General features: G+C 61.7%; 8 protein-coding genes. 2 read left to right on the forward strand and 6 right to left on the reverse strand.

What is annotated here, in order from left to right; translation table 11 throughout:
- Positions 1-121: 121 nt before the first annotated feature.
- The 5 genes from AC2FMD_RS08440 to AC2FMD_RS08460 form a co-directional block, all read right to left on the reverse strand.
- The gene (locus AC2FMD_RS08440; protein WP_496711774.1) at positions 122-1,894 is read right to left on the reverse strand and encodes an adenylate/guanylate cyclase domain-containing protein; all 1,773 of its coding nucleotides are present in this window, start codon (positions 1,892-1,894) and stop codon (positions 122-124) included.
- 110 nt (positions 1,895-2,004) lie between these two features.
- Entirely contained in the window at positions 2,005-4,578 is a 2,574-nt protein-coding gene (locus AC2FMD_RS08445) for a hypothetical protein (protein ID WP_496794917.1), read from the reverse strand.
- Positions 4,579-4,945: 367 nt separating this feature from the next.
- Positions 4,946-5,311: a hypothetical protein gene (locus AC2FMD_RS08450; protein WP_496794918.1), complete on the reverse strand. Its 366-nt coding sequence runs from the start codon at positions 5,309-5,311 to the stop codon at positions 4,946-4,948.
- A 278-nt stretch (positions 5,312-5,589) separates the two neighbouring features.
- Positions 5,590-6,657, reverse strand: coding sequence for a ParB/RepB/Spo0J family partition protein (locus tag AC2FMD_RS08455; RefSeq protein ID WP_496685396.1), 1,068 nt, complete (start codon positions 6,655-6,657; stop codon positions 5,590-5,592).
- A complete protein-coding gene (locus tag AC2FMD_RS08460; protein WP_496683622.1) occupies positions 6,650-8,035 on the reverse strand; it encodes an AAA family ATPase in 1,386 nt (461 codons plus the stop codon). The genes AC2FMD_RS08455 and AC2FMD_RS08460 overlap by 8 nt, the downstream gene beginning before the upstream one ends.
- A 582-nt stretch (positions 8,036-8,617) precedes the next feature.
- On the opposite strand from AC2FMD_RS08460, the gene AC2FMD_RS08465 reads away from it, so the two are divergent.
- Positions 8,618-9,892, forward strand: a complete 1,275-nt coding sequence (locus AC2FMD_RS08465) for a replication initiation protein (RefSeq protein ID WP_496742655.1) — start codon at positions 8,618-8,620, stop codon at positions 9,890-9,892.
- Positions 9,893-9,914: 22 nt separating this feature from the next.
- Here AC2FMD_RS08465 and AC2FMD_RS08470 read toward each other — a convergent pair whose 3' ends face one another.
- Complete coding sequence (locus AC2FMD_RS08470; protein ID WP_496742654.1) at positions 9,915-12,221, reverse strand: Tex family protein; 2,307 nt, start codon at positions 12,219-12,221, stop codon at positions 9,915-9,917.
- Positions 12,222-12,518: 297 nt separating this feature from the next.
- Here AC2FMD_RS08470 and AC2FMD_RS08475 point away from each other — a divergent pair, with 297 nt between their 5' ends.
- Positions 12,519-14,732 (forward strand): NADP-dependent isocitrate dehydrogenase, encoded by a 2,214-nt coding sequence (locus tag AC2FMD_RS08475; RefSeq protein WP_496794919.1) that lies wholly within the window; start codon positions 12,519-12,521, stop codon positions 14,730-14,732.
- Positions 14,733-14,972: the final 240 nt, after the last annotated feature.

The following is a 14,972-nucleotide window of genomic DNA, read 5'->3' on the forward strand; positions in this document are numbered from 1 at the left end:
GCGCCGCCTTTTCATCGAAATATGCTCGAGATCATTATGAGTTCCGGCGGTTTCGCCATTGCCGCATGTGCCTGCGTGCGGGTCACTGCGGCCACAAGGCGCGCAGCGGCGGTGAAACGCGTCAGTTCGGCAGACCTGCAGTGCTCAGACCAAGCACCAGCCGTTCCCGCGTGTCCGGGGTCTTCAGGGGGTACCATGCCATAAAACGCGAAATTGAAAAACCTGGATCTTTCTCGAGAAGCTTTTCGGCGGTCACGCGGGCCTGTTCGACCTGCCCGTCCAGCGCGTAGGAAGCCGCCAGAATGCGCAGCGCCGCCATGAATCGCGGCCTGGTGCGGCGCGCGCGTTGCAGGGCACGGATCGCTTCGGGATAGTTGCCGTCCACGAACTCGGCCAGCCCCGCCGCCGTCCAGAAAAAGAAATTCAGCGGCCCGAACGGGGTCAGCCGCCAGACGTTCAGCATGTGCTCGCGCGCGATGGCGCCGTTGCCCAGATAGGCATGGGCCGTCGCGCTGATCCCCCAGGCCAGCGGCAGATTGGGATTGAGCGACAGCGCCTGATCCATGATGTCTATCGCCTCGTGCGGGCGGCGTTCCAGCAGGCTGAGGATATGGCCGCGGATCGACAGGTTCAGCGCGTCCTCGGGGTCCAGCTCGACACCCTTGCGGGCATGGAACACGGCGGCGGCGCTATCGCGCTCGACATTCGGGCTTTTGCCCTCGGCGATCCAGAAATTTAGGCACCAGGCCAGATAGGAATGCGCCTGCGCATAGCCCGGGTCCAGTTCGACCGCCCGCCGGAACAGGGACATGGCCGTCTCATAGCTCTGGCCCTGGAACCGGTAGAGTTCGGGCAGGCCCCGCAACACGCAGTCATAGGCATCGAGGCTTTCGGTCGGGCGGGTGACCAGATTTGCCGCCTCGGCCCGCTGAACGCTGGGTTCGACCGTGGCGACGATGCTGGACACGATGCGGTCCTGAAAGGTGAAGATGTCCGAGGCGTCGCCATCGAAATTGTCGGCCCAGACGGCCCGGTTGCGCACCACGTCCACCAGCTCGGCATGGATGCGCAGCAGGTTTCCGCTGCGCCGGATCGATCCGGTCAACAGGTATTTGACCCCCAGCGCCGCGGCCACCTCGCGCGAGGGCACGGATTCCTTCGACATCTGCAGGGTCGAGGTGCGCGCCACCACGAAAATCGCGCGGCTGCGTGACACTCCGGTGATGATGTCCTCGGTCATGCCCTCGCCGAAATACCTGTCTTCGTCACGGCCTTGCAGGTCGCGAAACGGCAGGACGGCCAGCGACGGCCGCGCCTCCCATTGCGCGTGTGGCCGCAGGATCGCGCGCGCCTCGGAACTCCGCTGGGCGATGAACACCCGCACCGGACGTTCGATATTCTTCAGTATCGGCGCCCCGATCTCGTGGAACCGAACCGAGATCCGGTTTCGCACGATGTCGCGCACTTGCTGGGTCAGCACCACGTCGCCGCCCGCGGCCAGATCCTGAATGCGGGACGCAATGACGACGCCGTCGGATTGCAGAGACCGCCCGTCATCGACGACCTCGTCCAGATTGATGCCGATTCGGACATGCATGGGGGTTTCATCAACCGGCCGGTTCCGAACCTGGTGCTGTTTGTCCAGGGCCCACCGAACCGCATTGGTGGCGCTGTTGAACTCAACCAAGATGGCATCGCCGGAGTGCGAGACCAGCCGCCCGCCATAGTCCGAAATCCGGTTCAGCAGAACGTCTTCGCGCAACCTGCCCCAGTCTCTGGCGGCCTTGATGCTGTCGGCCTCCATATGGCGCGTATAGCCTTCGACATCAGCGAAGGCAAAAGCCGCCAGACGTAGGTTGGACACATCAAGGGATTTCGCGCTGATTTTGGACATTGCGAAACCACCGCCCCCACTGGTTACGTTCTCAGTCTAGTGGCCCAACGCCACGTTGGCAAACATTCCAGACTTAATATTGTTTAAATCTACGCTAAATTGAGCTCCGGCTATGGCCGGACAACCACAAGGCCCAGATTGTTGTCATTGGCCACCAGATCGGCCAGCGCCCGCGGAGTGCCGGGCAGTCCGGCGCCCGAGTCCTCGGCCCTGGGCGGCAGCTGCGCCAGCGGATCGGTGTTGGCTCGATCGTTCGGGCAGGTGACCTCGAACAGGATGAGACCCAGCGTCCCTGCCGCGACCGCCGTGCCGGTCACAAGGTTCTGGACCTGGGGCAGCGACAACAGGTCGATGGAGCCACCCGCGGCCAGATTGCCCAAGGGCAAGTCGATGGCCGCGGCGTTCCAGGTGATCGGGGCCAGCAGGTCCCACGGATCCGGCCCGACGGGAACCGATCCGACCCAGACCCGCAGCCCGACATTCTGGGCCTGCGCGGTGCCCCGGTTGCCGACCCGCAGGTTGGCGGGGTCCGACAACCACCGGGCATCGGCCCGCCAGTCCAATGAGACCGGCACATAGGCGCCCGGCCCATACTGAACCGGGCCGGCCAGGGTGTCCTCGGTTAGCGGGCGGCGGTCCGAAACATAGATGTCCTCGGGCGGCGGATCGCCGGGCGCATTGTGCATCTGTTCCGGATCGGGCGGGAACATGCCCTGCGCCTCGAAGGCCCAACGCACAACCTTGTGCGCCGTGCCACCCTGCCACGGGTCGGGCGTGCTGCCCGGAGGCCCCAGCGGCAGCGGCGGCAGGGTCATCCACCCGGCCTCTTCCAGGCCCAGTTCGAGCATCTCGGCCCGCGACGGTGGTTGTGCAAAACCGGCCGTTGCCCGGAACAGCAGGAACAGCGCCATGCGCGCCGCCCGTCGACGCTGATAGATGTCGGCCCGGCCATCCGCCTGAACCGTGTCGCCCCCCAGCGCGCGGTACAGGCGGAATAGGGTCGTCGACAGGATCTGTTCAGTCAGATAACCCTTGGTGTCGCACGGATCCGCCGCAGAGTTTTCGATCACGGATCGGTTCAAAGAGCCGTACCAGGCCCAGCCCATTTCCGCGATGCGGTCATGGCGGCGAGTCGCAAAGACGAACGGATAGGTGATGCCGCGGAAACTGGCGGCGACTCCGTTTCCGGGGGGGGCTGCCAGGGCAGAGCCCGGGTCGGACATGATGGCGGCGATGGCATCGCCGGCGCTGTGGGCAAAATCGAATTCCAGCTGACCCAACCGGGCCGCCAGCAGATAATGCCCGAATTCATGCCCGATCCACCGTCCGCTGGTCGCGATGCTTAAGGGTTGCGCCCAGCCTGGAGGGTCGGGCCTGTCCCATTTCGTCAGCTCGGCCAGCGCAAGGTTCATGTGGATCACCGGCTTGCCCTGCGTTTTGCAATCCAGCTTTACCTGCGCGTTCACCGTGCGGCCGCTCTTGCCCGGTCCGGGCGAGATGCCGTAACGGTAGAAGACCAGCATCTCGGGCTGGGCCCGGACATTGAACAAATGCGGCGGCAGCCCGAACCGCTTCATCAGGCGGAACAGGCGGAAACAGTTGAAATAGGCGCTGACCGCGCTGAACGTGTCCCGGCGCGGCTGCAGATCGTGACCGTTCGGCAGGTGGACCGTCTTGGTGGTCAGGGGCGGCAAACCGGCGTCCTCGGGCGCGTATCCGGGGCAGACGCAAACGCGAAAACCGTCGCTTTTTAGGTCAACATGCGCTGATGGATCCAGTTGGAACAAGCTGCGGAACCTGTCCAGAACACCGTCATCACGGGTTGGTCTGCGCTCTGACCAATCATACGCCTCACCGTCAGGCGCGGCCCAGCCCGGAGGGGTCTGGGCGAATACGAACGCGTTGCCTTGCGGGGCAGCATGGGTCACCAGCGGCGTCCGCTCGACAGAGACCAGAACCGGGTCGGATTGTTTGGCCACGCCGCCGGGCGTCGGCTCTCCGATCCTGTCGAAGCGAAAAATGCCGTACACCGCATACCCCAACGGGCTTGGGACGCGGGTCGGATTGGCATTGTGCGCCGTCGCCTGAATAGTGAACTCCCAGGGTGAGCTCCGCCAGTTCTTGAGGTCCTGCGGGTGGAACTGGATGTCGTTGATTGTCACCGACTCTTGCGTAACCCCGGCCTTGTTGGCGATCTCAGACGCGACGTCATCGCCCTTGTACAACCGCTCCAAAGCCGCGGACACCGCGAGAAGCATGCCGGGCCCGGAAGAAGGACCGGCCCGCGCGGCAAGGTCGGTCAAAAAGGCATCTTCTCCTGCCGGAAACTCGACCGTCGCCGACCGGATCCGCACGGTATAGGTGTTTCCGTCGGCCTCGACGGTCATAGGGACGCGGATCCCGGCTTGCGGGGAAATCTGGTTGTCACCGCCATAGACTTCGGCCGCGACCATGATGACCGATGCCGGTACATCGTGATTCGCAGCCCGCGACAGGTTCCACGAAGCCAGACGCGGCACGGGCGAAGAACCAATGGGCGTTCCGAATTTGGGCCACAACGGCAACCACTTGAAGGCATTAACGAATTTGCCGGACAGGCTGTCCACGGCGTATTTCAAATAGACCGGCGTGTGCCCCCGAGCCAACAGGAAATCGTGGAGCTTCTTCAGGTAGTCCAACCCCACCTGTCCCAACTCTGCTTCCGTGGGACGAGAATTCAAGGTTTGCGTCGCAACATAAGGGACACCGGGATGAGATACCAAACGCGATGGCTGATGGGCGTTCGAGTATTCCTGTTCGAACCGCAACCATGTTTCGGGCCAGTTAGGTTGGCTGTAGGGGACGTTGGGCCATTTGGGGGTTTTCCAAGGCATGGTTCCGGTCCTTCCGGAAATGAGAAAATGAAATGAACTAAACGCGGATTAACCGCATGGTACATTAAAAAGGCCGTTCTTGACAGTTTTGACGGAAAGCGGCGCCAGCCGTTTGGCCGCGCCGGGGCACAGGCCGCCAAAAGCAGCGCGCCAATCAGTGGTTCGGAAGAAACTGTCGCTAGATGGAATCGAGATCGTCGAGCGGTTCCATCCGCCTTGAGTTTCGCCGGATGGCGCCGAGTGCATCGGCCTGTCCCGTCAGGCCGACCTCTTGAAGAATGTCTCGTCGCATAGCGATGGTCAGGTCGGCCAGCGCATGCATAACCTTTTCGCCATCGGTATCGGTCAGCGACCTGTCTTCAAGCCCCTCGCCAACTTGGTCGACCTTCCATTCCAGCGACTGGCCTGCCCGGCCGAGGCGTCGTTGCCTTCCTCGTAGCCAATGTACATCGCCAACTTCGCCCCCGGCATCCGCTCCAAGAGCTTGACCTTCAACTCGTTCATCAGCCCGGCATTGGCGAACAGGTCTCAGGACGCTCCACACCTTTCAGCAATTCGCCGGACTGGCGGGCCAAACTCACGTCCAATTTCAACGATGCTTAACCACCGTCCAAAAAACAGAGCCTCAAGACGTGCCGCCGGCTAGAAAACAAGACCGAACCTAAGAGCACTGGCAAACAAAGACGCAGCCAAAATAACGCGCATTATTTGACCAAAATGCGCACAAGGCACGAGTTACGCATTTTTGCTTAAAGTACCCATTTACGGGATCTGCCCGGCCCATCCTGTTTCGACCGGCCAGGCAGGTGTTTCGTGGCGAAACTAGCCTAGATGTGCGGCGATCGCATCCAGAAGGTCCTGGGCGTCTTCGGCCGACAAATCTTGCCGCCGCAGGCGGATTCGTAATTCACCCGCCGCGACTTCGGCACGGATATCGCCTCCTCCGGGCAACGGCTGCGGCGGAATGCGTTGAACCTGCTTTGGACGTCCGCCTCGAGCCTTTTCACGCGACGGCTCGGGAGCCTCTTTCAGCGCAGCCTCGATCAAGGCCCACTCGCTCTTGGCATCGGGCGCGTCCGCTCCGGCCAATGCTGCGCGCAGTTTGGCTTGAGCGCCCTCCCGCAGGGCTGCAGCCAATCGCAACCCCGCCTTTTCCGACAGGGATACCGGGTACCGCAACAGGTCGCCCAAAGCCTCGTGTACCATCGCAAAGCTGCGCACCTTTGACCGTTTCGCCTTGGACGCCGCCGCAAACAAGGCGTCCACTGCGGCTTCGGTCGAAGGGAATACCCCCTGCCCTGCCGCCAGAACCGCAATGCGTCCACGTTCGTAGGGGCTGAGATTGGCGCGCAGCTCGTTTTCCTCGACCATCGAGACATACGCCCCCTGCCCTGCCCCGGCCTGGCGGACAAAAGCCGGAATCTGCGCGAATGCAGGATCCGTTCTGGCGAGACGGCGAAAAGCGTCCAGGCGCCGATAACCCGAGATCAGCCCGTAGCCGTCGGCCGTCGGCGTCACCTCGATCGGCGTGCGCAAACCGTTGACTCGCAACGACTCCAGCAACTCGGCCATCGCTTCTTCGTCCTCGACCATCCGGTCGCGACGAATATAGTCCGCGTCGATCTCGTCAATCGGCAGCTTTTGCGCCACCAGCCCCGCATCCTGCGCATCGCGCCAACGGGCCGCATCACCCTGGTCGCGGGCCAAAGCTTCGCGATCGGTCACGGCGGCCATTCCATTCAATGTGGCGGCTTCGGCCGCGACTTGTGCGATTGGAGGCACAACCGATTTGGTTTCAAACGGGCCGATCGAGGGTTTCGTGGCGAAACCCGCCTCGAGTTGCTCCAACTCAGCCGCGTCCGGTGCCGTCAGTCTTCTGCGTTTAGCCATCTGCCTCTCCTCCCATCTGCGCGTCGCGCCACCAGCAGCCGATCAGAACTTCCTTGAACTCCGCGTAGGTCCGGTCGAAAGTTTCTCGGCCGCGCACGTATGTGTCTCGGTTGAAATCCCGGTAGTCCGCCTCGTAGATCCCGTTCACCTGCTCACCGGCCTGCCCGACCAGAGCAGTGTAATCCTGCCGGTAGGCATTCATGAAGTCACCAAAATAGGCTTGGATCACGTTCGCCATGTCGGTCTGCTGGCTGGCGTCGAACCGCGTGATGATCGCGCGGACAACATCCCATTCGAATTTGAGCTCGGGCAATCCCGCCGCCCGTTGGGCCGCGTTTTCACCGTCCTCGATGCTAGCAAAGGTAGTATAGAGCATGTCGAAGAACCGGCCTGTGGAATCAAATTCCAGAAACGAAGCTCCCAGCGGCACCAGCAGAATATCCGCCGCAGCCAGTGCGTTGATCGTAAGGTACCCAAGTGCAGGAGGCGTATCGAGGAAAACGATGTCATAATCGTTCAACACACCTTCATCCTGCAGGAAGTTTGTCAAACCATCCCACAAAGGCCAACTGCGTAGCCCCATGCGCCAGACCGGGATCTGGAATTCAGCCCAATACAGATTCAACTGCGCGCCGATCAGGTCGATATTGGGCCAATGCGTTTTCTGGATCACGTCTCGGGGAAGAGTCGTCAGAGCTTCCTGAAGCGTTTCGTCCAGAGGAATTTCAGGTTGACCGGCCGCCGCGCGCACGCGGTTTTCTTCCTGAACGGCCCGGGCATAGTCCTTGGCGATCAACGGAAACACCGTTTGCCACTCATCGGCGACGCGACCGCCGAGGATCGACGTCATCGACCCCTGGCTGTCCAGGTCGATCACGAGTACTTTGTACCCGTCCAAGGCGGCCGACATTGCCAGATGTGCCGCAGTCGATGTTTTTCCAACGCCGCCCTTGAAATTCGCCACTGCCACGACTTTGGCGGGCAGCCCCTTGGGCCTGTACGGCAGGTACTCCTTGGTGCTGACACCCTCTGCGGCGAAATAGTGGCGCAGCGCCAGGACTTCTTCGAGCGTAAACCACTTCGACCCGGCCTCTCCTTCGCCCTGAGGGAGATCCGGATTGGCCTTAAGCACACGGCGCAAATGGGCCGGAGCAACCGGAATCAGGTATTTCGTGATTTCCCAGATCGAGAATCGGCGCAGCCGCTTTTCGCCATCCGGAGCATAGCCACGTCTTGCCAGATCCTCGCGTCCTTTCGCGCAAAACGCCGCTGCTTTCGCGAATCGGGATGTCCCGATAGGATCAGGCAGCTTTGACGCCGCCTTGGCCGGGTCCAGGTTGAAATAAGGTGGCAGAGAAGGTTGGTTGGTTTTGCTCACTGTCGGTGCCTCGATAAATGTTCGCCTTTGCGGCGTATATCGCAAAATGTACCGAACATTTTCTTCCTGCGCTATCCTGTTAAACAGATTTTTCCACAAGATTTGGGATGATCCGGGTGTTTCGTCGCGAAACCGAATGAAATAATCAGAAAACAGGCAACAAAAAGTTTGATTCCTTTAATGGTTTTAGATTCTTTAGCAATCGGTTTTACCATTTAAAACAATAACCTAGGGGTTGTTGGGTGCCCATTTTCAGGACGGAATGGACCAGTGTTCAGGATCAAGGGGACCCATATACGGGATGTAAGGTCCCAGAATCCGGTTGGAATGGTACCGATTCCCGGTAAGACACTAAATTGAGCAGTTTAGACTTCGGAACGTGCTGGTAATCAGCGTAAGGATGGCTTCGGAACGCCGGGTGCAGTGTGACGAAGCGGGTTCGCTGTGGATAACTCAAGGGGCGATTCGGAAAGGTACCTGTCTGCGGGATGGCAGTCATCCCGTATATGGGGACCCAAAATAGGTTGATTGCCGGGTACCTTTCGTGCAACAGAATCGACAAACGAGCAGCCAGGCAGAATCATGCCGGATACAGAATTGGACATGGATCACCTCTCGGGCGCGCTGCGACGGGAAACGGTGAAAAAAAATGTTGCCGCGATCCATATCAGCGGCAAGCTCACCTTGTTGCAGCGAAAGCTGTCCAATGTTCTTCTGCTCAATGCCTATGACGCGCTGACCACTGCACCGACCCACACGATCGACGCCCGGACCCTGGCGATGATGGTCGGATACAATTCGAACGACTTTGACACGTTGCGTGCCAGCCTTCGCGCTTTGGCCGAAACCGTGGCCGAGTGGGACATGTTGGATGAGCAGGGGCGCCAGGAATGGGGCGTGTCGTCGTTGCTGAGCTTTGCTAAACTCAAAAACGGGGTGTGCGAATATGCTTATTCCCCGGCTTTGGCGCAAAAGCTGTATGATCCCAAGATCTATGCGCTGATCAACGTGCACATTCAGCGCAATTTCAGTTCGGGTCACGGGTTGGCCTTGTATGAAAACTGCTATCGCTTCGTACGGACCGGCTCGACGGGCTGGTGGACGCTCGAGGTATTCCGTAAACTGATGGGGGTGGACGGCAGCGACTACTACACTAGTTTCAAGCACCTGAACGCCAAGATCATCAAGCCTGCCGTTTGCGAGGTGAACAAAAGCTCGGACATCCTGATCGAGCCAGAGTTCCGTAAGAAGGGCCGCAGCGTCACTGACATAAGGTTCCTGATCCAGCGCAACCCCCAGAAAGCGATGTTCGAGATCGACGACAGCGATGGCGTGCGCAATCTTCCTGTCTACAAGACCTTGCGCAAACAGGGGGTCTCGGACAGGCTGGCACGGCAGTGGATTTCCGAGCACGGTGAGGAATACGTCCAGCAGAAGCTGGATTATGTGAAAGGGCAGGGGGATGTGAAATCCACTGTGGGCTACCTTTCGGCCGCTCTCAAGGAAGATTACAAGGCCCCAGTGAAAGAGACCCCGGCGCCACCCAGTCCCGAGGCGCTGGCCGCGGCCAGGCAGCGAGAAGAAGAGAAGGCGCGCGAGGATCAGGCCTATGCCGCGCGGGCGGCGGAACGTGCCGAACGGGCCCGCAAACTGGCCATCGTCGAAGAACTGGTTTCGCGGCGAAACCCAACCCAGCGGGATGCTGACAAGCGCCTGTTCATGTCGACCCTGTCGGACGAGTTGGACCGCGAACACTTCCGGCAGCACGGCTGGCGGTCGGGTTTGAACGCCAACGCCATCTTTGCTTTTTGGGAAGAGTTGGAGCCCGACGCGTTCCAGACGGAAACGCCCGCCTGATGCTCAGGCAGGGCAAGGGAGGTTATCGGTTTTTGAGAGCATTTTGCAAAGCATCCCCAAGCGCGCCGTGCTGCGCATTTTGTTTATTTTTTGCGCGTTGTGATTTCTGAGCGCCTGAATTCTTTCCTCGTGCGTTATGCCCTTTTGGGGCGCGATCTTGCCGGGCAGAAGCTCCGCCATCCTTGCGCATGCTCAGCCCGATCCGCTTGCGCGGCACGTCAACTTCGACCACACGGACGCGTACGACCTGACCGGCCTTGACCACCTCGTGCGGGTCCTTGACGAAGCGGTCGGCCAGCTGGCTGACATGTATCAGGCCGTCCTGATGCACACCGATATCTACGAAGGCGCCAAAGGCAGCGACATTGGTCACTGTGCCTTCCAGAACCATGCCGGGTTTGAGGTCGGTGATCTCCTCGACGCCCTCTTTAAAACTGGCGGTCACGAAGCTGGGGCGCGGGTCGCGACCGGGTTTTTCCAGCTCGGCAAAGATGTCGCGCACCGTGGGCAGGCCGAACCGGTCATCCACGAACTGTTCGGCGCGCAGACCACGCAGCGCACCGTCATGGCCCATGATCTGACGGATGTCGCGGCCGCAGGCCTGCACGATGCGGCGGGCCACGTCGTAGGCCTCGGGGTGGACGGCCGAGGCGTCCAGCGGCTCGTCCCCGTCGCGGATGCGGAGGAAGCCCGCGCACTGTTCAAAAGCGCGGGGGCCGAGGCGCGCGACCTTCAGCAGATCCTGCCGCGACCGGAACGCCCCATTGAGGTCGCGATGCGCCACGATGGCTTCGGCCAGACCGGGGCCCAGGCCCGAGACATGGGTCAGCAGCGGCGCCGAGGCGGTGTTCAGATCGACGCCGACGGCGTTCACCACGTCTTCGATCACCGCTTCCAGAGACTGGCTCAGCCGGTGTTGATCTACGTCGTGTTGATACTGGCCGACGCCGATGCTTTTGGGTTCGATCTTGACCAGCTCGGCCAGCGGGTCCTGCAGGCGGCGGGCGATCGACACCGCGCCGCGCAGCGAGACATCCAGATCGGGAAACTCGCGGGCCGCCAGTTCCGAGGCGGAATAGACCGAGGCCCCGGCCTCGGACACCACGACCTTGGTGGGGGCCTGCACCCCTTTGGGCAGCAGTTTCAGCGTGTCGGCCACCAGCCGTTCGGTCTCGCGGCTGGCGGTGCCGTTGCCGATAGCGATCAGTTCGACCTTGTGCGTGGCGATTAGGTTCAGGATGGTGGCCTGTGCGCCGCGCAGATCGTTCTTGGGTTGGAACGGATAGAGCGTGTCGGTCGCCACCAGCTTGCCCGTCGCGTCCACCACCGCGGCCTTGACGCCGGTGCGGATGCCCGGGTCCAGCCCCAGGGTGGGGCGGGGGCCCGCCGGGGCGGCAAACAGCAACTCCTTGAGATTGCGAGCAAAAACTTGAATGGCCTCCTCCTGCGCACGGCTGCGCAGATCGGCCATCAGCTCGACCATCATCGACAGCGACAGCTTTACCCGCCAGGTCCAGCCCGCGACCTTGCGCAGCCACACGTCGCCCGGCCCGTCACCGCGCGTCTGCAGATGGGCGGCTACGATCGCCTCGGCCCGGGCAGCGCCGGTTTCGGGGTCGGGGCCGATGTCCAGCGTCACGATCCCCTCTTTCGATGCGCGCAGCATCGCCAACGCCCGGTGCGAGGGCACCTTGGCCCAAGGCTCGGCATGGTCGAAATAGTCGCTGAACTTGGCGCCGTCCTGTTCCTTGCCCTCGATCACCTTCGAGGTCAGCAGCGACTCGGCCTGCATGAAAGTGCGCAGCTCGCCCAGAAGGGCCGCGTTTTCGGTCAGACGCTCGGTGATGATGTCGCGCGCGCCGTTCAGCGCATCCTTGGTGGTGGGCACGGCCTCGGTCACATAGGCCTGGGCCAGCGCCTCGGGGTCGGCGCTGCGGTCGGCCAGGATCGCGTCGGCCAGCGGCTCCAGCCCGTTTTCCCGCGCGATCATCGCCTTGGTGCGACGCTTGGGTTTGTAGGGCAGGTAGATGTCTTCCAGCTGCGCCTTGGTCTCGGCGCGGGCGATGAATTTGGCCAGATCGTCGGTCAGCTTGCCCTGATCCTTGATCGAGTTCAGGATCGTCTCGCGCCGCGCCTCGAGCTCGCGCAGATAGGCTAGCCGGTCGGACAGGGTGCGCAGCTGGCTGTCGTCCAGCCCGCCCGTCACCTCTTTGCGATAGCGCGCCACGAAGGGCACGGTGGCGCCTTCGTCCAGCAGCTTGACCGCCGCGTCCACCTGTTCGGGGCGGGCATTGATTTCCGTGGCGATGGTACGGGCGATGCGGTCCAACGGGGCCTCCTTGATCTTTGGTTGGAGGACCGTCTTAGCCAGCGCCCGCGCCAAGGGAAAGGCGTCGCGTATCGTCGGCGGGCTGAAAATACGGGCATATGCGCGGTTTTGCGCAAACTGGGTCAAAATGCGCGTTCGTATGCGATTGATCCCATGGCCCGGGTGATTTAAGGGAAGCCCTGTCAAATCAGAGTCACCCCGGAGCGGAACAGCATTCACGCTCCTCGCACTCCGCGCCGCACGCGGCACAACTCTCGGATCGCACGCCCCTGAAAGGCTTAAAAAAGGTAAGGGAACATGGCAGAAAAATCGAACTTCGACATATTGTATACCATCGTAGACGAAGCGCCGGAGCTGGCCAGTGCCTCGTTCCTGCCCATCATCCGCAAATTCGCGTCGGCTGCTGGCGTCAGCGTCGGCACCAGGGACATTTCGCTGGCTGGTCGCATCATCGCGGCCTTCCCCGAAAACCTGACCGAAGAACAGCGTCAGCCCGACGACCTGGCCGCCTTGGGCGAGCTGGTGAAAACCCCCGAGGCCAACGTGATCAAGCTGCCGAACATTTCAGCCTCGGTTCCGCAGCTGGTCGCTGCCATCAAGGAACTGCAGGGGCAGGGCTATGACATCCCGAACTACCCGGAGGATCCCAAGACCGACGCTGAGAAAGAGATCCGCGCCCGCTATGACGTGATCAAAGGCTCGGCCGTGAACCCGGTTCTGCGCGAGGGCAACAGCGACCGCCGCGCCGCCAAGGCGGTCAAGCGCTATGCGCAGCAGCATCCGCATTCGATGGGCGAATGGACGGCCGACAGCAAAACAAAGGTGTCGTCGATGCCGGGCAACGATTTCTACGGCAACGAGAAATCGGCCACCATCACCGCCGATCAAGCCGGTGATGCGCGGATCGAATTCGTGGGCAAGGATGGCGGCGTGACCGTTCTGAAAGACGGCTGGACGCTGGAGGAAGGCACCGTTGCGGATGCTACCTTCATGTCGGTCAAGGCGCTGTCGGAGTTCCTGGATGCCGCGATCGAGGACACCAAGAAAGACGGCACCATGTTCTCGCTGCACATGAAGGCGACGATGATGAAGGTCAGCGACCCGATCATCTTTGGCTATGCGGTCAAGTCGTGGCTGGCGCCGGTGTTCGAGAAATTCGGTGACCGCATGGCACAGCTGGGCGTCAACCCGAACTCGGGGCTGGGGGACTTGCTGAACCGTGTCAAGGACGATACCGAGATCATGGCCGCGATCGAAGCGGTCAAGGCCGACCGTCCCTCGATGTACATGGTGGACAGTGACAAAGGCATCACCAACCTGCACGTGCCGTCGGACGTGATCATCGACGCCTCGATGCCCGCCGTGATCCGCGCAGGCGGCAAGGGCTGGGACGAGAACGGCAAGAAGGGAGACACCAACTGCGTGATCCCCGACCGCTGCTATGCGCCGGTCTATGACGAGACCATCAACTTCTTCAAAGCCAACGGTGCGCTGAACCCGGCCACCGCCGGTTCGGTCGCCAATGTGGGCCTGATGGCGCAGAAGGCCGAAGAATACGGCAGCCACCCGACCACCTTCGAAGCGCCTGCGGACGGCATGATCCGCATCGTTCTGGCCAATGGCGAGGTCCTGCATTCGCATGAGGTCGAAAAGGGCGACATCTGGCGCGCCTGCACCGCCAAGAAGGCCCCGATCGAGAACTGGATCCAGCTGGCGATGGATCGTCAGCGCCTAACCGGCTCCGAGGCGATTTTCTGGCTGGATGCGAACCGCGCCCATGACGCTGAACTGATCAAATACGTCAAGCCGGCGCTGGAAGCTGCGGGCGTGGCCGACAAGTTCCTGATTCTGGCCCCGCGCGAGGCGACCCGCAAGACGCTGGAAACCATCACCGCCGGCAAGGACAGCATCGCCATCACCGGCAACGTGCTGCGCGACTATCTGACCGATCTGTTCCCGATCCTTGAACTGGGCACCTCGGCCAAGATGCTGTCGATCGTCAAGCTGATGAACGGTGGCGGCCTGTTCGAAACCGGTGCAGGTGGCTCGGCGCCCAAGCACGTGCAGCAGCTGGTCGAGGAAAACCACCTGCGTTGGGATTCGATGGGCGAATTCTGCGCACTGGGTGAATCGCTGAATTTCCTGGCCGACAGCCGCGGCAACGCCAAGGCCGCCGTTTTGGGCGCTGCGGCCGAGGCCGCGACGCAAGGTATCTTGGACCATGACCGCTCACCCAGCCGCAAGGTTGGCGAGCCGGACAACCGCGACAGCCACTATTGGTTTGCCCGCTATTGGGCCGAGGCGCTTGCCGCGCAGTCCGACGATGCCGACCTGGCCGCGACGTTTGCACCGATCGCCAAGGAACTGGCCGAGAAAGAGCCGCAGATCCTGGCCGAATTGGCTGCCGTGCAGGGTAAACCGGTGGATCTGGGCGGGTACTATCACCCCGACCGGGCCAAGGTTGCGGCGGTGATGCGCCCCAGCGCCACGCTGAACGCCATCATCGGCTGAGAAACGAACAGGCCCGCGCCATCGCGCGGGCCTGCGACCCTGACGCCTGACCGACGGCGTCGTGGGTAAACGCCATCAATTGCGCAGACAAATGCGTCGGGGCAAACGCGCCAGTTCGGCAGTCTGGCGGAGTATTCCAAATTATTTTGGTTGAATTGACCGAGATTCTACGGGATTCCCCCAATATTCAGCCGCACTGCGCGGGGCTATCCTGAAAACAACCTCGGACAAATACCGGTG

This window comes from Ruegeria sp. BHSC276 (assembly GCF_059612945.1).

Excerpts from the sequence above, each read along its gene's own strand:
- AC2FMD_RS08440 (WP_496711774.1), bottom strand. The coding sequence starts at position 1,894 with ATGTCCAAAATCAGCGCGAAATCCCTTGATGTGTCCAACCTACGTCTG.
- AC2FMD_RS08455 (WP_496685396.1), bottom strand. The coding sequence starts at position 6,657 with ATGGCTAAACGCAGAAGACTGACGGCACCGGACGCGGCTGAGTTGGAG.
- AC2FMD_RS08465 (WP_496742655.1), top strand. The coding sequence starts at position 8,618 with ATGCCGGATACAGAATTGGACATGGATCACCTCTCGGGCGCGCTGCGA.
- AC2FMD_RS08475 (WP_496794919.1), top strand. The coding sequence starts at position 12,519 with ATGGCAGAAAAATCGAACTTCGACATATTGTATACCATCGTAGACGAA.